Raw genomic sequence first — 19,989 nt, forward strand, 5'->3', positions numbered from 1 at the left:
CGGCAGCGGTAGCGCTGCAGTCCGTGCGCATGGCCGTGGCGATAGGGTTTGTCGGCCTGGCAGTGCGGGCAGCAGAGTGGTGTAGCGGGTTGCTCGACGATCTCGAGTACACGCTCGAGGCCGGCCGCCGATTGCAGCAGGTCGAGCAGGYGGTCGCGCTGGCGCCGCGTCAGGCTGAACAGGCGTTGCAGGAACTGTTCGAACTGCCGTGCTTGCATGCTGCCTCCGTCAACGGTTCAGGTCGACATTGGACCGCAGGCTTGCAGAAAAAATTCCACACTTGGCGCGAACAGCGCCAAGTACTTAGCCTGCCAGCGCCTTGAGCAGGTAATCGGTATCCCGCCGCAGGATCGACTCGTTGAAGCCGAGCTGCGCCTTCCCCTCGTTCAGTTTGCTGAGACGTACGTTCGCCTTCTGCAGGCGCTCTTCCAGTCCGGCCAGGCGCTGCGGCGCGAACTCCAGCACCGCCAGGTTGCTGCCGTTCTCGATGCGTTTCACCTTGAAGCCCGGCGTGCGCTCCAGCGCCGCCAGCAGGCGTTCGCCGGCCGCGCGCACGCGCGCATAGCGCTCTTCGACGCCGTCCAGCGCGTCGAGGGCGGGCAGGGCGGCCTGCCAGCCGTGGTAGATCGCGCCGCCGAAGAGGTGGCGCAGCTCGCGCGCCTTCGCCATCAGCGGCCTGGGGCCGGACAGCACGCCGCCGAAGGGCGCGCCCAGGTATTTGTAGAGCGAGACGTAGACGGTGTCGAAGTGCGCGCAATAGTCCGTTACGCGAAAGCCCTCCATGCCGCTCATGAGCAGCAGGCGGGCGCCGTCCAGGTGCAGCGGGATCTTCTTCGCGCGCGCGATGTTGGCGATCCCGGCCACCAGCGCCGGCGTCAAGCTCGCGCCCTGGGCCCGGCGCACCGGGCTTTCCAGCGCGATCGCGCCGACCTTGATCGGGTAGGGCCCGGCCTCGGCGCGCTCGATCGCCGCGTTCAGTTCTTCCAGCGTGGGCGCGGCCCCGCCCGGCGCCAGCGGCACCAGGTTGATGCCGCTGAGGGTGGTGACGGTATTCGATTCGTCGCGGTAGACGTGGCTTTCCTGCTGCACCAGCGCGTGCCGGTTCTCGCCGCACAGCAGGCGCAGGGCGATGTGGTTGGCGAGGGTCCCGGTCGGCATGAAGACCGTGTCTTCCTTGCCCAGCAGGGCAGAGAACTTCGCTTCCAGTTCCGCCACCGCACCGCCCGCCAGGTAGCCGTCGGCCGGCTTCGCATGCCTGTCCAGCAGCGCCTGCAGGCGGGCCGGTTCGGCGGCCGGGTTGCGCGGCAGGGTGTCGCCGGCCAGCACGACCAGGGTGTCCATGTCCGCGGAAGGCATCGCGCCGCCTGGCGGCGCGCCGCCGTATTGCGCATGGGCGCTGCTGCCCGCCGCCAGGCCCAGTGAAGCGATCGGTACGGCTTCGAGGAAACGGCGGCGGTTCAGTCTCATGTGTTCTCTCTTCTAAGGCGCAGGCGCCAGCGCATCAGGCTGGCCGAGAAGGTGGCGAAATAGCTGGCGGTCATGCCCAGGCAGTACATCGTCAGCGGGCTGTCCGAAAAGCGCGGATTCGGCTGGTTGCTGCCCTGGTTCATGTAGACCTCGATGCCCAGGTAGATCACGCGCGCCACCAGCAGCATCCCCACCAGCACACCCATGCGCATGGGCGGGGTGAAGTAATAGCCCTCGGCGGTGTCTTCGAAGCGGGTGCGGCGCAGGCCGTAGATGCCGAGGGCGATGCCGGCGACGGCGCCGAGCGCCAGCGCGGCCAGCGACAGCGGCCGGCCGCCCATGCCGGCGGCGGGCACCAGCAGCATGGCGCCGAACACCAGCAGGCCGGTGTAGTGGCGCGACATGATCGAACGCTGGCGCGTCATCTGGGCTTTCAGGCGCTGGTAGATGCGCCAGACCAGGATAGGAAGAAGGAGGATGAGGGCAAGTGTGGTGATGCTCATTGGGCGATTGCGGCGGCGGCGGTGCGCTTGCGCCAGGCAAGCAGACCGGCCGCGAAAGTCATGTAGTAACCGGCGAGGACGCCGAAGATGCACAGGGTCAGGGGGCTGGTGACGAACTCGTGGTGGGCGAAGGAGCCCAGCGCATAGTACTCATAGGCGCGGTAGCCCATGCGGCCGATGAACAGCAGCGCGACCAGCATGCCGATCGGCGCGTGCGGCGTGAAGTAATACTCGTCGCCGGCCTGCTCGAATCTGGTGCCGGCGCTGGCGATCCGGCCCAGCACGATGCCGAGCACCAGTCCGGCGCCGAGGCCGGCAATGGCGATCGGCGCGGTCTGCAGGCTCAGCGCCGCCAGCATCAGGACCAGCAGCGGAAAGAAGACCAGGGTCGTGCGGTGACGCCACACTTTCGAGCGCTGGCGGGTCGTCAGGCGCTTGATGCGGCTGTAGACGCGCCACAGGACCAGCGGAGCGAGGACGGCGGCAACGACGGGAGTGGGCAGCATGGCGATTTCCTTGGTGTCGAATCCGCCATTGTAATCCAGCCGGGCGTCGGCAAACCGCTGCCCATGTTAATGTTTTGGCTCCGCCAGCAGGAGAACCGACCATGTTCGTTGCACCCATCGAAGCGCACCGCGCCCCCGATCCGGCGCCCATCGAAGAGCCGCCCAAGGAGCCTTTCGACTCGCCCGACCCGCACCAGCCGCCGATCCGCACGCCCATGAACGACGAACCGGACACCGATCCGAACCCGAGCGTCGCGCGCACGCTGCACTGATTATTTCCATCCCGCTACCCGCCGTGCATTGACGCACGGCCGGCTGCGCGCTTAATATTTAGATGAATGTCTAATTAGATGAACTTCAAATTTGGAGGCGCGATGAAACTGCATACCGGTATCCGATCCCTGAAACTGTGGCCGATGCTGTCGATGTTGTCGATGTTGCTGTTGGCGGTGGCGGCGCAAGCCCTTGCCGCTCCGGCCGGCGACCAGCCGATCTCGCTCGACACCGCCGGCGGCACGGTCGCGGGCACCCTGCACCTGCCGGCGGGCGAGGGCAAGGTACCGGTGGTACTGATCGTCGCCGGTTCCGGTCCCACCGACCGCGACGGCAACAACCCCGCCTTCCCCGGCCCCAACAACAGCCTCAAGCTGCTGGCCGAGGCGCTGGGCCAGGCCGGCTTCGCCTCGGTCCGCTACGACAAGCGCGGCATCGGCGCCAGCAGGGCCGGCGCGCCGGACGAATCGGCGCTGCGCTTCGACACCTACGTCGACGATGCCGCGGCCTGGATCGCGAAGCTGAAGGCCGATCCGCGTTTCGGCCAGGTGGCGGTGATCGGCCACAGCGAAGGCGCGCTGATCGGCATGCTGGCCGCCGAACGCGCCGGCGCGGCCGCCTATGTGTCGCTGGCCGGGGTGGCCGAAGGACCGGGCGCCGTGCTGCGCAAGCAGCTCGCCGGCAAGCTGCCGCCGACGCTCGCGGCCGACAACGAGCGCATCCTCGCCAGCCTGGAGCAGGGCAGGACCGTGGCCGAGGTGCCGCCCGCGCTGGCGATGCTGTACCGGCCAAGCGTGCAGCCCTATCTGATCTCGTGGATGAAGTATGTGCCGTCCCAACGCATCGCCGCGCTGCGCATGCCGGTGCTGATCGTGCAGGGCACGACCGACATCCAGGTCGGCGTCGAGCAGGCGCAGGCGCTGAAGGCCGCCAGGCCGGACGCCGTGCTGGCCATCATCCCCGGGATGAACCACGTGCTGAAAGAGGTGCCGGCCGATCCGCAGCGGCAGATGGCATCGTATGGCGACCCGGCGCTGCCACTGCATCCGCAGCTGGCCGGCACGCTCACGGGCTTCCTGCGTAAAGCGGCACCCTAGGCTAGGCAGCGCCTGGAGCAGGCTTGCCGGCGATGGCCTGCAGCAGCCGCGCCATGTCGACCGGCTTCACGAGCCGGACATCGAAGCCGCTGCGCAGCGCGCGGTCGCCGTCGACTTCCTGGCCCCAGCCGGTCACGGCGACCAGGGTGGCCTCCGCGCCCCAGGGCTGCTGCCTGGTCCACTCGGCGATCTCGTAGCCGGTCGCGCCGGGCATGCCGATGTCGAGCACCAGCAGCCGCGGTCGGATGCGCGAGGCCAGTTCGATGGCGGCCTTGCCGTCGTAAGCCGTGTGCACCGTGTAGCCCTGCAGCGCGAGGAATTCGGCCAGCAGGTCGGCGGCATCGCGGTTGTCGTCGGCCAGGACCACCTCGAGCGGGACCCGCGTTTCGGCGCTTGCGGGGCCGGCGTCCGTGGCGGCGGCCGCCCGTTCGCCGGCCTGCTCCGCGGCCAGCGGCAACGTCACGCGCACCCGCGTGCCGAGGCCCAGGCCGGGGCTGAAGGCGGCCACGCTGCCGCCATGCAGCTCGACCAGGGACCTGACCACCGCCAGGCCGATGCCGAGTCCCGGCGTGCCGCCATGGGCCTTGGTCTGGGCCTGGGAAAACATCTCGAACACCTCTTCCAGCCGCTGCGCCTCGATGCCGATGCCGTTGTCGGCCACCTCGACGACCGCCCGGCCGTCTTCGCGCGTCACGCGGACGTCGATCTCGCCGCCGGCCGCCGTGAACTTGGCGGCATTGTTCAGCAGGTTGCTCAGCACCTGGGTCAGGCGCACTTCGTCGCCCTCGACCATCACCGCCTCCGGCGGCAGGGACATGCCGAGCCTGTGCCCCTTGTCCTTGAGCGCCGCGCGCACGCTGTCGCAGCCCATCTCGGCCACCCGGCGCAGGTCGATCCGCTGGATCTCGAGCTGCAGGCGGTCGTGCGTGATCCGGCTCAGGTCCAGCAGCTCGTCCAGCAGCCTGGCCATGTGGCTGACCTGGCGGTCGATGACCTCGGTCGCGCGGCCCACGGAGGCCGGGTTGGCGGCGGCCTGGCGCAGCAGGGCGACCGAGTAGCCGGCGGCGGCCAGCGGGTTCCTCAGCTCGTGGGCGAGGATGGACAGGAAGTTGTTCTTCTGGCGGTCCGCCTTTTCGAGCTGCTTGCGCTGGCGCTCCAGGTTCTGCCTGACGTTCACGTCGGTGGTAACGTCGCGGGCGGTGCCGATGATCATGGTCGGCATGCCGGCCGCATTGCGCATCACCTTGCCGCTCGATTCGATCCAGCGCACGATCCCGTCGGCGCCGCAGGCGCGGAACTGGGCCTGGTAGTCGTGCCTGCCCGCCAGCGCGGCGTTCCATTGCGCCAGCACCGCCGTGCGGTCGTCCGGGTGGATGTCGTCCAGCCATGGCGCGGCGTCGGTATGGACGAAGCCCGGCGCCCGTCCGTACATCGGGCCGATGGCCTCCGAATACGACAGCTCGCGCGTGCCGAGGTCGAGCTGCCAGGTGCCCATGCCTGCCGACTGCAGGGCGATCTCCAGCCTGGCCTTGGCGATCGACTCGCGCGCCAGCGCCTGCTCGACCTGGTCGCGCTGGCGCACGCGTTCGAGGCAGGAGCGCACCGCATAGCCGATGCGCGGATAGTGCTTGGCGGTCTTGGTGATGTAGTCGTCCAGGCCTTCCTTCATGGCGGCGACCGCGACTTCCTCGGTGCCGCTGGCGGTGAACATGATCACCGGCCGCTCCGGGAAGCGGCGCTTCAGTTCGCGCAGCACGGTGATGCCGTCGCTGAAGCGCAGCTGGTAATCGGTGATCGTGACCTCGAAGCCGCCCTGGTCGAGCGCCGCCGCCAGGGTCTCGGGCGTGCCGGCCTGCAGGATGCCGATGTCGCCGAAATGGCGGCGCAGTTCGCGGGCGACCAGCGCGCGGTCGTCGGGACTGTCGTCGATCAGCAGGGCGGTGAACGTCATACGCTGTCCTGCGCGGCCGGCAGCTCGACGCGGAAGCTCGCGCCTTCGCCGGGCGCCGAGCCGACGCCGACGCTGCCGCCCATGCGCTCGACGCCTTTCTTGACGATCGCCAGGCCGATGCCGGTGCCGGGGAATTCTTCCTCGCTGTGCAGGCGCTCGAATACGTTGAAGATCCTGGCCTGGGCCTGTTCGGGGATGCCGATGCCGTTGTCCTCGACGGTGATGCGCACCATGCCGCCGGCCTGCCGGGCGCCGATGCGGACCATCGGCGCCACGCCCGGCGAGACGAACTTGACGGCGTTCGATACCAGGTTGACGAGGGTCTGCACGAAAGTCTGGCGGTGCGCCCTGACATGCAGGTCGGCGGGCACGTCGACGCACAGTTCGGCGCCGGCCTGGCTGGTCTCGGCCTGCAGCATGGTGCGCATGTCCCGGATGGCCGCGGCCACGCCGACCGTCTCGATCGGGATCTCGGTGCGGGACAGGCGGGCGAACTCCAGCAGGTCCGACACCATCGTGTCGACCCGGCGCGCAATCGCCTCGATGCGGTTGACGTAGACCGCCGACTGCTCCATGCGGCCTTCGTCGAAGTCCTGCTTGAGCGCGTTGGCATAGCCCTGGATGGTGCGCAGCGGCTCGCGCATGTCGTGCGAGACCGAGAAGCCGAAGGTCTCGAGGGCTTCGTTGGCTTCCTGCAGCTGGCGGGTGCGTTCGGCGATACGTTGTTCGAGGTCGGCGTTCAGGCGGTGGATCTCGAGGTCGGCGCGGCGCAGCGAGGTGACGTCGTTGACGATGCCGTCGACGGCGTCGTGCCCGTTCACCCGCACGCGCACGAGCTTGACGGTGTGGGCGCGGCCGCCGGCGCCGAGCTCGCCGCTCAGGACCTGCAGTTCGGCGGTGTCGAGCGTGGCTCCGAGTTCCGGCAGCCGCTGCTTCACTTCCGCGACCAGAGGATGGCCCGGCGCCTTCGAGTATTCGCCGGGCGCCAGTCCGAGCATGGTCCAGAAGGCCTTGTTGCCTTCCTCGAGCTCGCCCTCGAGCGACATGCGGAACACGCCCAGCTCGATGTTTTCGAGCAGCGAGGCCAGCCGGGTCTCGCTGCGGATCGCGCGCGAGCGGATTTCGGAGCGGTCGAGGCAGGTGCGCACCGCCACCGGCAGGCGTGCGTAGTGGCGCGGGCTCTTGATCACGTAATCGTCCAGCCCGTGCTTCATGGCGTCGACCGCGATCTCCTGGGTGCCGGTGGCCGTGAACATGACCACCGGCAGCTGGGGATCGTGGGCCTTGACCCGCTTGAGCACGTCCAGGCCGGTGGTCCAGCGCATCTGGAAGTCGGTGATCACCACGTCGAAGGGGAAGCCGGCTTCCTGGGCGCGCTCCAGGCCCGTGCGCTCGCCCACCTCGGTGACTTCGCAGCCGGGGAAGTGACGTTCGATTTCCCGCCTGGCCAGCAGGCGGTCGTCGGGATTGTCGTCGAGGATCAGGAGGCGCAGGGACATTGTGAACCGATCGTATGCGGAATCGTTAAATTATAGAGGAGGTTCGGCGCCACATCGCATGGGCAGGCATAGCCGCAACACCGTGCCGGCGGCTGCCGCTTCGACCCGTACGCTGCCGCCCAGGCGCTCCATGGCCTTGCGGACGATCGCCAGGCCGATGCCGGTGCCCGGATAGGCTTCCTCGCCATGCAGGCGCTCGAACACGCCGAAGATGCGCTCGCGCTGCTCGGGCGGGATGCCGATGCCATTGTCGGCAATCCAGACCAGCGCGTGATCGCCGTCTTCGCATCCGTGGATCCGGATCGAAGGCGCGATGCCGGGCGCGACGAACTTGATCGCATTGCCGATCAGGTTCTCGAATACCTGCACCAGGATGGCTTCGTTGCCGAGCGCGGCGGGCAGGGGAGAGGCGATCTCGACCTGGGCACCGCTGCGTGAGACCTGGGTTTCGATGTCGGACAGGGCCAGCCAGGCTACCCGTTCGAGGTCGACCGTCCGCAGCTTGAGCTCGGCCCGCGACAGCTGGCTGTAGGCCAGCAGTTCGGTGATCAGGCGGTCCATGCGGCGCGCGGCCTCGCGGAGCCGGGCCAGGAAGTGGCGCCCCTGTTCGCTCAGGCGCGGCGATTCGTCCTCGCGCAGGGCGTCGGCATAGCCTTCGACGTTGCGCAGCGGCGCGCGCAGGTCGTGTGCGACCGTATGGGCGAAAGCGCGCAGTTCCATGTTCGCTTCAGCCAGCCTTTCGGTACGTTCCTGGATGCGGCGTTCGAGCAGCAGGTTGGCGTCGGCCAGGTCGCGCTGGGCCTGTTTCAGCTCGGTCACCTCGTGGATGCCGATCACGGTCCCGGCCGGCTTGTCGTGCACCAGCATCGGATGGCAACTGAGGATCCAGTCGCGCGCGGTTTCCGGATGCAGGGGCGTGCTGCCCGACAGCGCGATGCGCGCGGGCGCCATGGCGCCGGCGACGATGTCGCGCAGCAGCGCGGGCAGGTCGAGCGTCCCGGGGGCGGCCGGCAGGATGCGCAACACCTCCTCGAGCGGCCGGCCGACGGCCTGGGCGGCGTTCATGCCGGCCAGGTCTTCCGCCACCGGATTCATGAACTGGACCCGGCCGCGCAGGTCGGTGGCGATCACGGCGTCGCCGATGCTGCGCAGCGTGGCCGCCAGGCGCGCCTGCCCGGTCTGCATCATGAGGGCTTCGTGGCGGGCCATGGCGCGCACGAAGAACAGCAGTGCGATCGAGAGGAAGGCCACCGCGCCGGTGGCCACGATGGTGCGGGTCAGGTCGCGGTCGACCACGGCGGCGCGCAGGGCCAGCAGCCTTTCCTCTTCGCCGCGCAGGGCCGCTTCCTGGGCGGCGATGCCCCTGCGCAGGGTGCGCATGCCGGACTGGGTATGCCGCTCGGGATGCCGCAGCCCCTCGGCCAGCGCCTGCGTAAAGCCGTCGAGCAGGGTGCGGTAGCGCAGCAGCGCCTGTTGCTGGACCGGATTGTCGCGGGTCAGCCGCTGCAGGGTCTGCCACTCGCGCGGGATGGCGGCGAGCCCGGCGTCGAGCTCGGCGCGGTCCTGCGGGTCGTGGTCGAGCAGGAGCGATTTCTGCAGGGCATCCACTTCGTTGACCAGGCTGATGGTCTCCTGCAGGCGCACCAGCACGTCCTGGGTATGCACCACCCAGCGCCGCGACTCCACCGTGCGGCCGATGCTGCCGATGAGCGTCGCGATCGCGGCGGCCAGGATCATGATGCTGGCCGCCGTTGCGTAGTTGACGTAGCGGGTTGTTCCTTGCATGAGCACTGGCCTTGTAAACCCCGTGTTTTATGCGCTGAGCATGTCGATCCATTCTAGCAAATGCACTCGGGGCCGGTCGCGTGCGAGTAACGCACATCGGGATCACGCCAGGACCGGCCCGGCCTGCGCCAGCAGTTCGGCCAGCAGTTCCGCCACCAGGGTCACGCGCGGCGAGCGGCGCACGTCGGGATGCACCACCAGCCAGATCGGCCGGCTCAGCACCTGGGCGTGGTCCGGGTGCACCGCCAGCAGGCTGTCGCTGCGGCCGAGGAAGTGCGGCAGCAGGCCCACGCCCAGGCCGGCGCGGCAGGCCGCCAGCATGGATTGGGCATTGTTCGACCAGAAGGCGCACGGGCGGCCGGCGCCGAATCTGTCCAGCCATTTCTGCTGCGGCGAGGTCTTCATCGCCTCGCCGTAGCCGACGAATTCCCATTCCGCTTGCGGGCGCGCGAACCAGTCGGGGGTGGCATAGAGGCCGTATCCCATCTGCGCCAGCGGGCGTCCGGCCAGGCCAGGTTCCTCGGGACGCGACAGGCGCAATGCGAGGTCGGCTTCGCGCCGGTACAGGTTGGCCTGGCGCACCTCGGCGACGATCTCGATCGCGATCGCCGGCCAGCGCGACCGCAGGGCCGCCAGCCGCGGCACCAGCAGGGTACTGGCGAGCGCCGGCGGCGCCGACACCTTGACGACGCCGCGCAGGGTGCCGGCGCCGGTTCCGGCGCGTGCGAAGGACAGCGCCTCGTCCTCGACGCGGCGCGCATACGCCAGCAGGTGCTCGCCCTCCGCGGTCAGGATCCAGCGCTTCGGCAGGCGGTCGAACAGGCGCAGGCCGATCCGGGCTTCGAGCATGCCGATGCGGCGCGACACCGTCGAATGCTCGACCGCCAGCGCCCGCGCCGCCGCGCTCAGGCCGCCCTGGCGCGCCAGTTCGACGAAGTAGCGGATGTCGTCCCAGTCGAGCGGGCTGGGCTTTGTCGTCTCGAGGTCATCGGTGAATTTTTGCACAATAAGTGGCGATTTTTTGGGATTTCGGTCGAATTTCAATCAATCTACCATGTGCTCGTCTTTTCAACAGGAGCATGGAATGGAAACCTTGATCGAACATGTCGTCATCCGCCGCCAGGGCGGACCCGAGGAGCTGCGGGTGGAACAGCTGGCGCTGGCGCCGCCCGCCGCGGGAGAGATCCGGATCCGCCATCTGGCGGTCGGGGTGAATTTCCTGGACGTCTACCACCGCAACGGTGTCTATCCGCTGCCGGCGCTGCCGGCCACCATCGGGGTCGAGGGCGTGGGCATCGTCGAGGCAGTGGGCACGGGCGTAAGCGGGATGCATCCCGGCCAGCGCATCGCCTACGCCGGCCGGCCGGGTGCCTACGCGGCAGTGCGCAACCTGCCCGCCGACTACGCGGTGGTGCTGCCGGACGCGGTGCCGACCGAGGCGGTGGCCGGCGCACTGCTGCGGGGGATCACGGCGCATATGCTGTTCCATCACGTGCGTCCGCTGCAGGCCGGCGACACGGTGCTGGTGCATGCGGCCGCCGGCGGCCTCGGCCTGGTGCTGGTGCAATGGGCGAAGGCGCTCGGTGCGCGCGTGATCGGTACCGTGGGCAGCCGCGCCAAGGCCGAGCTGGCGCTGGCCCATGGTCTCGACTGCGCGGTGCTGTACCGGGAAGAGGATTTCGTCGCCGCCGCGCGCGAGTTCACCGGCGGGCGCGGCGTCGACTTCGCGATCGACGGCATCGGCGGGCCGACCCTGCTGCGCAGCTTCGATGCGGTGCGGCCCTACGGCATGGCGGCCAGCATCGGCCAGGCCGGCGGCATGCCCGGACCGGTCGATTTGATGCAGATCGGCAACCCGCGCGCCATCTCGTTCTCGCGACCCGGCGTGATGCGCCTGATGCGCGATCCGGCGCTGTACCGCGAAGGCGCCGACGCGACCCTGGCGCGCCTGGCCGACGGCCTGCAAGTACGCATCGGCGCCGAACTGCCGCTGGCGCAGGCGGCCGACGCGCACCGGATGCTGGAAGAGGGCAGGACCACGGGCGCGTTGCTGCTGCGGCCCTGACCCCGGCTTGTCGTTAGTCGAACGCCCAGGAGTAGAGCACGTCCAGCGCCGTGTTGGTGCCGGTCTGCAGCGCCAGCGTGATGCGCGGGGTGAGCTTGTAGCGCAGGCGCACCACGCTGGTGGCGGTGGCGGCGCCCTGTTCGAAGCTCAGGTAGAGGCGGGAAGAGATGCGCTTGCCGACCGTGACCACGGTGTTCGCCAGGCCGGTATCCTGGCCCGCGCCCTGGCGCACGCCGAATTCGTCGACGCCCAGCGCGTTCGCCAGCTTGCTCTGGATGCCGCCGGTGCCGCCTTTGCCGCCCAGCAGGGCGCCGGCCGCCGCGCTCAGCACATCGGCTTCGTTGCCGGTCGTGCCCTCCATGCCGTGGCCCAGCACCAGCCAGGACAGCTTGTCGCTGTCGGACACGTTCGGCGTCGACACCAGCTTGGCCGTCGGCGACAGCGCCGTGCCGCGCACCTGCACGCCGGCTTCGACATTGGTCTCGCTGAGCTGCTCGCCATCCGGACGCTTGCGCACGGCCAGCACGTCGATCGACGGGTTGTCGTAGGGACCGCTGAAGGTGGCGACGCCGCGCTCGATCGACAGGCGCTGGCCGTAGGCGGCATAGGTGCCGCTCACGGTGCGCACGGTGCCGTTGATGCGCGGTGCGCCGTCGCCGACCTTGCGCACGTGGACGCTGCCGGCCAGGTAGGCGTCGGCGCCCATGCCGCGCAGGTGGAAGTCGTCGCCCAGGTCGGCCGTCAGGTCGATCGTCAGCGGCACCGCCGCCGCCTTCTTCGCCGCTCCTTCCTTGGCATTGGCGCGGCCGAGCACGATCACGTCGTCGGACAGGGTCGGGCGGTCCTGCGGCGCGAACTCCACCAGCGCGCGGTCGGCCTTGAAGCTGCCCTCGACCGCGAAGCGGCGCGCGTCGCGCACCACGCTGGCCTGGCCGCTGACGATCACGGTGCGGTCCGGGCGCGACAGCGCTTCGAGCTTGTCGGCCACCAGCTTGAGGTTCATGGCGGTTTCGCTGCCGGCAAAGCGCACGTTGCCGTCGATGGTGGCGCGGCCGCTGTTGCCTTCGAAGGCGAAGCGCTGCAGCTGCAGGCTGTCGCCGGCCAGCACCGCGCGCAGCTGGCCATTGCGCAGGCGGACGCCCTGGTCCGGCCAGCGCACCGCGAGGCGGTCGCCGTTCACGGTGCCGTTCAGGGTCGGCGCGCCGACCGTGCCGGTGCCGGTGACGGCCAGGTTCAGGGCGCCGTCCACTTCCAGGCCCGGCTGGCCGATCAGCGGCGAGACCCAGGCCAGCGAGCCCAGGTTGGCGCTGGCGGTCAGGCGCAGCGGGCTGTCGTTGTCGAGACGGCCGTGGATCATCTGCGCGGTGGCGTCGACCTTGGCGGTGCCGATCCGGCTGCCGTCGACCGCCAGCTGGGCGCGCAGGGCGCCGCCGTTGACGTCGGCGCGCAGGTCGAGCTGGCGCAGGCCCAGCACCACCGGGGCGACGTCGCCGGCGATCAGGTCGCCCTTCTCGCGGAACACGTGCAGGCTGCCGTCCAGCGCCGGCGCGGCGCCGCTGCCGGCGGGCGCGCGCATGTCGAGCGCCCAGTCGGCGCCGAGCGTCATGTCGCCGCGCAGGTTCTCGCGGATCGCGTCGGACGCCTGGGCCAGGTAGCCGACCGGGACCCCGGTGGCGCTGCCGCGGCTGGTCCAGCGCGGGCCGTTCTTGACCAGCGACTGGATCGTGACCGAACCGGCCGGCAGGCGGATCGTGGCATCGTTGACGCTGATCTGCTCGGGGCTGGCGAGTCCCTTGACGCCCGAACCCGGCGCGCCGGCGATGCGCAGCGGGGCCGGCGCCGCCAGCGCGAGCGCGTAGCGGCCGCGGTTCTGCAGCGTGTTCAGGGTGCCGGCCCAGGCGCTCAGTTGCCCATTCGTGGTATAGCCGCCGCTGATGGCGAGGTTGGCGTCGAAGGCATCGCCGCGCGCCGCCGCCGAAATCGTGTGGGCGCCGCGGGTGCCGGTCGATTGCAGGCTGGCGGTGGCGATACGGGTTTCGCTGCCCGGCGCGCCGCCGGCGTAACCGGCGATCTGCACGTCGAGCGCCAGCGGATCCGCCGCGCCGCGACCGGAACCGAGGTTCGCGGTGGCATGCAGCGACGTCAGGTTCTGGGCCTTCATGCGCAGGTTCTGGCCGTCCAGCGAGGCGGTCAGCGAAGGCGTGTCCATGGTGCCGGACAGGGTGCCCGAGCCGCGCAGCACGCCGCCGAAGTCGGGGCCGAGGGCGGCCAGCTGGGGCGCATCGATGCGCCATTGCAGGGTGTCGCGGCCGCTGCCGAAAGCTCCGCGCGCGGCCACCACGTTGGCGCCCAGGTGCAGGTCGACGTCGGCGTTCGAGACGTGGCGTTTGTCGGCCGTGAGCTTCGCATAGCCCCACAGCGGCGAATTCGACAAGGTCGATTGCTGCAGGGTGAGGTTGACCGAGCCGCCCATGTTCGCGCCGGTGCGGCCGCTGGCGTCGAAATTGCCGTTGATGCTGCCGGCGAAGGGCGAGCCGAAGGCGGCCGGGTTCAGCTTCTGCATCGAGCCGCTGGCCTTGACCTCGACCACCTTCGCACCCTTGGCGCCGGACAGCCAGGCTTCGCCGCTGGCGTGCAGGGCACCGTTGTCGAGCTTGCGCTGCTGCGTCACCCAGCCCAGGTTGCGGGCGTCGACCTCGAAGCTGGTGCGCGGGGCATCCATGGTGCCGCTGACGACGCCGTTCGCCACCAGCGCGCCGTACAGGTCCTTGCGGATGGCCGCCAGCTGGCGGCCGTCCACGCGCCAGGCCAGCTTCTCGCCCGGCTTGCCGAAGGCACCGCGCAGGTCGACCGTGTTCTGGCCCAGCGCCAGGTTGGCATTCACGTCGTGCACGTGGACGCCGCCCGGCGCGCCGCCGTCGGCATCCAGCTTGCCCTTGCCGGACAGCGGCTGGTCGAACAGGCGGCTCGGGCGCAGCGCGAAGTCGGCCGCGACCTGCCATTGCGGGGCCAGCGCCCCCGAGGCGTTGATCTCGGCATTGATGTCGGCCTTCGGGAAGTCGCCGAAGGCCGCCGGGTCGAGCCGGCTGGCGACGACGTTCGCCTTGAACGGCTTCTTGTCCGTCAGGCTGGCGCTGCCCGTCACGCGCACGCTGCCGGTGCCGGCGGCCAGGCGGGCGTCGCGCACGGTCAGCACATTGTTGGCAAGGGCGGCTTCGGCCACCAGGCGCAAGCCGGCGTCGACCAGGTTGACGTCCAGGGTCTGCGTGTCCTGGCTGTTCGCCACCTTCAGGTCGCCGGCGATGGCGGTCTTCTTCATGCTGCCGTGGATCTGCCTGAGGTCGATGCGGTCGGTGTGCAGCGCGAACTGCGCGGTGCCGATGCCCTTCTCGTCCGGACCGCGTTCGACGCTGCCGCTGCCGGTGAAGCTGCCGGCGCCGCCCAGGTCGAGCAGCACGTCGCCGATCTTCATCGACGAGAGGTTGCCGCCCAGCTGGCCGCGCATCGCCCGCAGCGGCAGGCGCTGCTGGTCGATGGTGCCCTGCGGTCCGTCGTTGGTCAGGTTCACGGAACCGCTGATGTTGCGGTCCGGGTCCAGGCGCGCGTCCACCGCCAGGTTCAGGTCGGCGGTCGGCAGCGAGGGGTTGAAGAAGCCCGGATCGATGTTCTTCGCATTCAGCGTGAAGGCCTGCAGCGGGATCTCGGCGAAGGGCGACAGGACCAGTTTGGCCGTGCCCTGGGCGCGCGCGGCCTGGCCGCTGGCGTCGAGGACGGTCTTTTGCAGGTCGCCGCCGGCATGCAGCTTCAGCTGCGGCAGGATGGCGCCGGGCTGGGCTTGCGAGGTGGACTGGGAAGCGGGAGCCTGGCTCAGGCTGGCGTCCGCATTCAGCTTGTAGGGCAGGGTGTTGGCGATGGTGCCGCTGGCGGCGGCCAGGCCCCAGGGCGTGTTCGCCTTCGCGTAGTCGAGCTTCCACTGCTGCTTGTCGCCGTGCAGGCTGGCGCGGATGTCGTCGATCCGGGTCTCCGCGCCCTTGTTCACGAACACCGCCGTGGCCAGGCGCGCATCTTCCACCGCGATCTTGAAGGGCGGTGCCAGGCGGGTCGGCATCGTGCTCGGCTCGGTGCTTTGCTTGAGCGTTTCCATGCGCAGCGACTTCGCGTACAGCTTGTCGATCTCGACGCCGTGCGACAGGTATTGCCAGGGCTTCCAGTCGATGTCGATGTCGTTCATCGTCATCAGCGAGGTCTCGGTGCGGAACACCAGCTGGCCGACGTGCATGTGGCCGTACAGGGAACCGCTGACGCCGGAAAGCAGCAGCTTGCCGCCGCTGGCATTGGCGACGCGCTGGGCGATCATCTGCAGCGTGGTCTCGCGGCCGCCGTACCAGACCGCGCCGCCGATGACGACGGCGGTGACGGCCACGCCGATCGCGACCCGGCGCGGCCAGCGGCGCGGCTTGTTTTCTTCCGGCGTGTCGGGAGTGTGTGCTTCGCTCATCAGAAGGTGAATCCCAGTGAGAAGTGCAGGCGGACCTTGTGCACCGCCTTGCCGTAGGCGACGTCGACGGCGATCGGGCCGACCGGGCTGCGCCAGCGCGCGCCCACGCCGTAGCCGACCTTCGGCTTCAGGTCGGCGAAGTTGTCGGCGGCATTGCCGACGTCGTAGAACACGGCCGCGCCCCAGGGCGGCTTGAACCACCAGTCGTATTCGGTGCTGGCGGTGAACAGGTAGCGGCCGCCCGTGATGGCGCTGCCGACCGGGATGCCCAGCTGCTGGTAGCCGTAGCCGCGCACCGACTGGTCGCCGCCGGCGCGGAACAGGAAGGTCGAGGGCACGCCGTCCTTGTCCCTGGAGAGGACCGCGCCGAACTCGCCGCGCACGATCAGGGTGCCCGAGGTGCCGACCGGCTTGTAGCCGATCGCGCGCACATAGCTGCGCACGAAGGGCTGGTCGGTCAGGATCGGCAGCGGCGCCGCGCCCAGCTGCAGGTTGACGATGTAACCGCTGTTCGGCAGCACCAGGCTGTCGAGGTGGCGCTTGGTGATCGAGAAGGTCAGCGGCAGGGCTTTCGCGCGCGTGGTGGGCAGGTGGTCGATGGTGACCTGCTCGGTCAGCGCTTCCAGCCGCAGGCTGCGTTCCAGGGTCGGCGAGCCCCAGGCGCGGGTGGCGTGGATGCTGGTGGTGCGGGTGATCTGGTCGCGCACGTCCTCGCGGTCGTAGCCGGCGCCGACGCTGTTGCTGTAGCCGTTCGAGGTGGTCGGCCAGAAGAAATCGGTGCGCACCTGCTGGTGCAGCTGCTCGTACAGCACATTGCTCTTCATGCGCTTGCCGAACACGTTCAGGTCGTCGTAGTTGGCCTGGGCCCGGGCCCCGGTATTGGTCGAGAAGCCGAGGCCGAGCGACACGTTCTTGCGCTTGTTCTCGGACACCCGCACCAGCACCGGCATCGTGACCGCGGCGGACGGGGCTTCGGGTTTGGCGCCCTGTCCCTGGTTCAGTTCGCTGACCTGTTCCTGCAGGGCCGAGGACATGTCGAGGCTCACCTCGACGCTGCTGAAGTAGCCGGTGTCCTGCAGGCGGCCCTGCAGGGCCTGCAGCGCGGCTTCGTTGTATTCGTCGCCCGGATGGATCTGGTTCAGGTTGTTGATGATGGAGGGCGAATAGCGGCTCAGGCCCTCGATCCTGAGGGCGCCGAAATGCACGTCCGGTCCGCTGTCGATGACGACCTTGAGGCGGGCCTTGTGGCTGTCCGGATCGACGGTGGCGCTGGAGTCGATCAGCTGGGCGCGCGGGAAGCGCGACTGCGTGATCTGGCGCACCATGCCGCGCTTGGCCGCTTCCCAGTCGGCGGTGCGAAAGCGCGAGCCGACCGGCAGGGTCCAGCGGTTGCGCAGGGAGGCAGCGTCGACCGGCGCTTCGGTTTTATCGAAAGGCACGAAGCCGCGCAGCTCGATGTCGACGTCGCTCACCGCCACCGCCTGGCCCGGATCGACGATCACGCGCGCGACCGGCGTGCCGCCCGAGGTATCCAGCCCGCTCGAGATCGTGGGCGTGTAATAGCCCTCGGTGGCGACCAGGGTTTTCGCTTCCTCGGGGGCGTTGCGCACCAGGCGCTGCAGCTGTTCGAGGTCGACCCGCGGGTTGCCGCGCCAGCGCATCAGGTCGAGGTTGCTTTCCAGGAGCTCGCGCAGGTTGCGCGGGGCGTCGATCTTCACTTCGTAGCGGACCGAGCGCTGTTCGGGCGCCTCGACCGGCAGCGGCGTGGCCGGCTGGCGCTCCTGTTCCTGCAGTTCCTTCTGGGTCTGTTCCTTGCCGGTGGTCGGGGCCGGGACGGGGTCCTGGGCCTGGGTTGCAACCTGGCCTGCAGCGCCCACGGAGGCACACAGCGCGTTCACGACCAGCACGATTTGTGCCAAAATCCGAGATCGCGCCGGCGCAAGTGTCTCCATCGTGTCGGGTCGTGCGGTTACCATGTCTCTCCATTCTCCAGTCTGCCGGCCACATCTTAACGGATTGTCAAAACCGGCGGCGGACGCTTTACTTCAGGAACATCAATATGCATCAAGCTGACACCGCGCTCGTCCTGTTCAGCGGCGGACAAGATTCCACCACCTGCCTGGCCTGGGCCCTGCAACGCTATGAACGGGTCGAGACCATCGGTTTCGATTACGGCCAGCGCCACGCGATCGAGCTGGCGGTGCGGCCGACTGTGCTGGCCAAGATGCGCGCGCTGTCGCCGGAATGGGACCGCCGCCTGGGCGAGGACCACATGATCGACCTGTCGCTGATCTCGAAGATTTCGGATACGGCGCTGACCAGCAACGTCGCGATCCAGATGCAGGAAAACGGCTTGCCGAACACCTTCGTGCCGGGCCGCAACCTGCTGTTCATGACGGTGGCGGCGACGGTCGCCTACCGCCGCGGCCTCACCGTGCTGGTGGGCGGCATGTGCGAGACCGATTTCTCCGGCTATCCGGACTGCCGCGACGACACCATGAAGGCGCTGCAGGTGGCCCTCAACCTGGGCATGGCCACGCGCCTGAAGGTCGAGACCCCGCTGATGTGGATCGACAAGAAGCAGACCTGGGAACTGGCCGAGCAGTGCGGCGGCGAGGCGCTGGTCGACCTGATCCGCTTCGACACCCACACCTGCTACCTGGGAGAGCGCGGCGCCGCGCACGACTGGGGCCACGGCTGCGGCAAGTGCCCGGCTTGCGAGCTGCGCGCGCGTGGCTACGCGCAGTATGCCCAGGCCCGCCGCGGCGCCTGAGGCGCGATCGTCAACGTGCGTGGGCTCGTGATTCAAGCCCCCGGCTTGAATCACCCCACCCTGGGCACTAACTGCTTATACCGTCTGTTCGCGGATCGTGCGGTTCTTGTTGGAGCGCTTGACCAGGTACCAGACCAGGGCCAGCGGCAGCAGCAGGGGCAGCAGCAGCGGCGAGATCGCCAGCGCCAGCACCAGGGCACCGATGCCGAGGCCGCCGATCAGCAGGATGCCGACGCCGGCGAACACCACCGCCAGCACCGCGCCCACCACCAGCATGATCAGGCCGGCCAGCAGCGTGCCGCCGCCCGCGAACAGCATCGCCAGCAGGGCGCCCAGCGGACCGTCGATCTCGTCGCCGTCGACGTTGAAGACCATGTCGCCGCTGGAGACGAACACATTCCACAGGAGCAGGGCAAACAGAAACAGGATGACGAAAGCGGCGGTCTTTTTCATGATGGTCCTCGCGGTGTTCGGTTGTAGATTCGGGCTTTGAAGCGCTATGTCCGTGTCGGCATGGTTCCAATGTATCTGTATCGTTCGGACGCCTCCATCGGCATGCGACAGGCTGCAATTTTCAGGGGCCAGGCGTGCTCCGGCGGCCGACGAACGGTGGGAAAAATTGGCGGGAATCAAGCCTTGCAATGTCAAGCATGAGGTCTATACTGACAGCCTGCTCTGTCGCAGGAGGGAATCCTATGCATTACATCCAGGACCATCCGACCTGGGCGCCATTTGCCCGGCTCGACAGGGGTGGCCACAAGAATCCGCCGTCGGCGCCACCGGCCATTCCGCCCATCATCATCACGCCATTCAACAAGCAGATTCCGAATCCGGCGATCGATCCGCGCAGTACGCCACCGGGGCCGCCCATCGTCCCGCCGCGCAGGCCCGACCTGCGCATGTAGCCTGCGCATCCAGCCCGCGCGTCTCGCCTGTTTCTGTGCCGTCTCTTGCCCTCGCTGCCGGAATTTCCTATGATCTGGCCTCTGGGCGCTTGCCCGCAGCAGGATAGGAACGACATGAACGACGAAGCACCGGATCACCACGACGACGACGCACCGGTACAGGAAGCACGTGTGTGGCAGGACAATGGCTGGACCGCACGAGTCATCAAGAACGAGGATGACGAAGGCTGGGCCGTCGCGATGTACAAGGACGGCGAAGCGGAACCGGCCCTGGTCGGGCCCTGGACCATGGGCCGCGACAAGAAGAACCCGAAGCCGCTCGACGTGAACGCCTTCAACACCCTGGTCAAGACCGCGTATGAAGTGCTGCGCCGCCACGAGCAGCAGCTGCACGCCCGGCTGCACAAGAGCACCGTCGTGTCCGGCCCGGACGGCGAGCTGAAGGTCACGCTAGACATCGTGCCGGACGAGGACAATCCCTATGCCTTGCTGACCGCCATCGACGAGATGGGCGAGCAGGTGGCCCAGGTGCGGGTCGATGCCGGCTTCAAGTTGTCGCCGGCCTCCGCGCTGGCCTGGGTCGAGAACGATTTCCGCGCCCCGCGCTGAAATCGCCGCAAATAAGCCACAGTTTTCTCCTGGCAGGCGCGCGAGCTGATAATATTTC

Annotated in this window: 17 protein-coding genes; 6 read left to right on the plus strand and 11 right to left on the minus strand. The window is 69.0% G+C overall.

The features are described 5' to 3' along the window. The 4 genes from AC1DOP_RS18945 to AC1DOP_RS18960 all read right to left on the minus strand — a co-directional run. A partial coding sequence (locus AC1DOP_RS18945) for an IS1/IS1595 family N-terminal zinc-binding domain-containing protein (protein ID WP_477252769.1) occupies nucleotides 1-218 on the minus strand: 218 nt, incomplete at its 3' end. Between the two features lie 85 nt (nucleotides 219-303). Beyond that, nucleotides 304-1,467, minus strand: coding sequence for a threonine aldolase family protein (locus AC1DOP_RS18950; protein WP_441935001.1), 1,164 nt, complete (start codon nucleotides 1,465-1,467; stop codon nucleotides 304-306). Further along, the gene (locus AC1DOP_RS18955; RefSeq protein WP_441935002.1) at nucleotides 1,464-1,970 is read right to left on the minus strand and encodes a CcdC protein domain-containing protein; all 507 of its coding nucleotides are present in this window, start codon (nucleotides 1,968-1,970) and stop codon (nucleotides 1,464-1,466) included. Before AC1DOP_RS18955 ends, AC1DOP_RS18950 begins: the two co-directional genes overlap by 4 nt. Continuing rightward, the gene (locus AC1DOP_RS18960) at nucleotides 1,967-2,476 is read right to left on the minus strand and encodes a CcdC protein domain-containing protein (RefSeq protein ID WP_441935003.1); all 510 of its coding nucleotides are present in this window, start codon (nucleotides 2,474-2,476) and stop codon (nucleotides 1,967-1,969) included. Before AC1DOP_RS18960 ends, AC1DOP_RS18955 begins: the two co-directional genes overlap by 4 nt. Nucleotides 2,477-2,577: 101 nt before the next feature. On the opposite strand from AC1DOP_RS18960, the gene AC1DOP_RS18965 reads away from it, so the two are divergent. Next, nucleotides 2,578-2,748 (plus strand): hypothetical protein, encoded by a 171-nt coding sequence (locus tag AC1DOP_RS18965; protein WP_441935004.1) that lies wholly within the window; start codon nucleotides 2,578-2,580, stop codon nucleotides 2,746-2,748. A gap of 102 nt (nucleotides 2,749-2,850) precedes the next feature. Then, nucleotides 2,851-3,846: an alpha/beta hydrolase gene (locus tag AC1DOP_RS18970; protein ID WP_477252773.1), complete on the plus strand. Its 996-nt coding sequence runs from the start codon at nucleotides 2,851-2,853 to the stop codon at nucleotides 3,844-3,846. Nucleotide 3,847: 1 nt separating this feature from the next. On the opposite strand, the gene AC1DOP_RS18975 is transcribed toward AC1DOP_RS18970, so the two are convergent. The 4 genes from AC1DOP_RS18975 to AC1DOP_RS18990 all read right to left on the minus strand — a co-directional run bounded on the left by AC1DOP_RS18975 (nucleotide 3,848) and on the right by AC1DOP_RS18990 (nucleotide 10,086). Continuing rightward, complete coding sequence (locus tag AC1DOP_RS18975; protein WP_477252775.1) at nucleotides 3,848-5,797, minus strand: hybrid sensor histidine kinase/response regulator; 1,950 nt, start codon at nucleotides 5,795-5,797, stop codon at nucleotides 3,848-3,850. Further along, entirely contained in the window at nucleotides 5,794-7,296 is a 1,503-nt protein-coding gene (locus tag AC1DOP_RS18980; RefSeq protein ID WP_477252777.1) for a sensor histidine kinase, read from the minus strand. The genes AC1DOP_RS18975 and AC1DOP_RS18980 overlap by 4 nt, the downstream gene beginning before the upstream one ends. Nucleotides 7,297-7,326: 30 nt before the next feature. Next, nucleotides 7,327-9,081, minus strand: a complete 1,755-nt coding sequence (locus AC1DOP_RS18985; protein WP_477252779.1) for a sensor histidine kinase — start codon at nucleotides 9,079-9,081, stop codon at nucleotides 7,327-7,329. Nucleotides 9,082-9,183: 102 nt separating this feature from the next. Next, the gene (locus AC1DOP_RS18990) at nucleotides 9,184-10,086 is read right to left on the minus strand and encodes a LysR family transcriptional regulator (RefSeq protein ID WP_477252781.1); all 903 of its coding nucleotides are present in this window, start codon (nucleotides 10,084-10,086) and stop codon (nucleotides 9,184-9,186) included. Nucleotides 10,087-10,165: 79 nt separating this feature from the next. Between AC1DOP_RS18990 and AC1DOP_RS18995 the strand changes: the two genes are divergently transcribed. After that, the gene (locus tag AC1DOP_RS18995) at nucleotides 10,166-11,146 is read left to right on the plus strand and encodes a quinone oxidoreductase family protein (RefSeq protein WP_441935010.1); all 981 of its coding nucleotides are present in this window, start codon (nucleotides 10,166-10,168) and stop codon (nucleotides 11,144-11,146) included. Nucleotides 11,147-11,159: 13 nt separating this feature from the next. On the opposite strand, the gene AC1DOP_RS19000 is transcribed toward AC1DOP_RS18995, so the two are convergent. Together AC1DOP_RS19000 and AC1DOP_RS19005 are read right to left on the minus strand one after the other, a co-directional pair. After that, entirely contained in the window at nucleotides 11,160-15,644 is a 4,485-nt protein-coding gene (locus tag AC1DOP_RS19000; protein WP_477252783.1) for a translocation/assembly module TamB domain-containing protein, read from the minus strand. Continuing rightward, the gene (locus tag AC1DOP_RS19005; RefSeq protein ID WP_441935012.1) at nucleotides 15,644-17,551 is read right to left on the minus strand and encodes an autotransporter assembly complex protein TamA; all 1,908 of its coding nucleotides are present in this window, start codon (nucleotides 17,549-17,551) and stop codon (nucleotides 15,644-15,646) included. Before AC1DOP_RS19005 ends, AC1DOP_RS19000 begins: the two co-directional genes overlap by 1 nt. A 152-nt stretch (nucleotides 17,552-17,703) precedes the next feature. Here AC1DOP_RS19005 and queC point away from each other — a divergent pair, with 152 nt between their 5' ends. Continuing rightward, the gene (gene queC / locus AC1DOP_RS19010; RefSeq protein WP_441935013.1) at nucleotides 17,704-18,417 is read left to right on the plus strand and encodes a 7-cyano-7-deazaguanine synthase QueC; all 714 of its coding nucleotides are present in this window, start codon (nucleotides 17,704-17,706) and stop codon (nucleotides 18,415-18,417) included. Between the two features lie 75 nt (nucleotides 18,418-18,492). On the opposite strand, the gene AC1DOP_RS19015 is transcribed toward queC, so the two are convergent. After that, nucleotides 18,493-18,870: a hypothetical protein gene (locus AC1DOP_RS19015; RefSeq protein WP_441935014.1), complete on the minus strand. Its 378-nt coding sequence runs from the start codon at nucleotides 18,868-18,870 to the stop codon at nucleotides 18,493-18,495. 242 nt (nucleotides 18,871-19,112) lie between these two features. On the opposite strand from AC1DOP_RS19015, the gene AC1DOP_RS19020 reads away from it, so the two are divergent. Next, the gene (locus AC1DOP_RS19020) at nucleotides 19,113-19,322 is read left to right on the plus strand and encodes a hypothetical protein (protein WP_441935015.1); all 210 of its coding nucleotides are present in this window, start codon (nucleotides 19,113-19,115) and stop codon (nucleotides 19,320-19,322) included. A 114-nt stretch (nucleotides 19,323-19,436) separates the two neighbouring features. Next, entirely contained in the window at nucleotides 19,437-19,931 is a 495-nt protein-coding gene (locus AC1DOP_RS19025) for a hypothetical protein (protein ID WP_441935016.1), read from the plus strand. The last annotated feature ends 58 nt before the right edge of the window (nucleotides 19,932-19,989 follow it).

Source organism: Massilia sp. 01N410 (assembly GCF_056399665.1).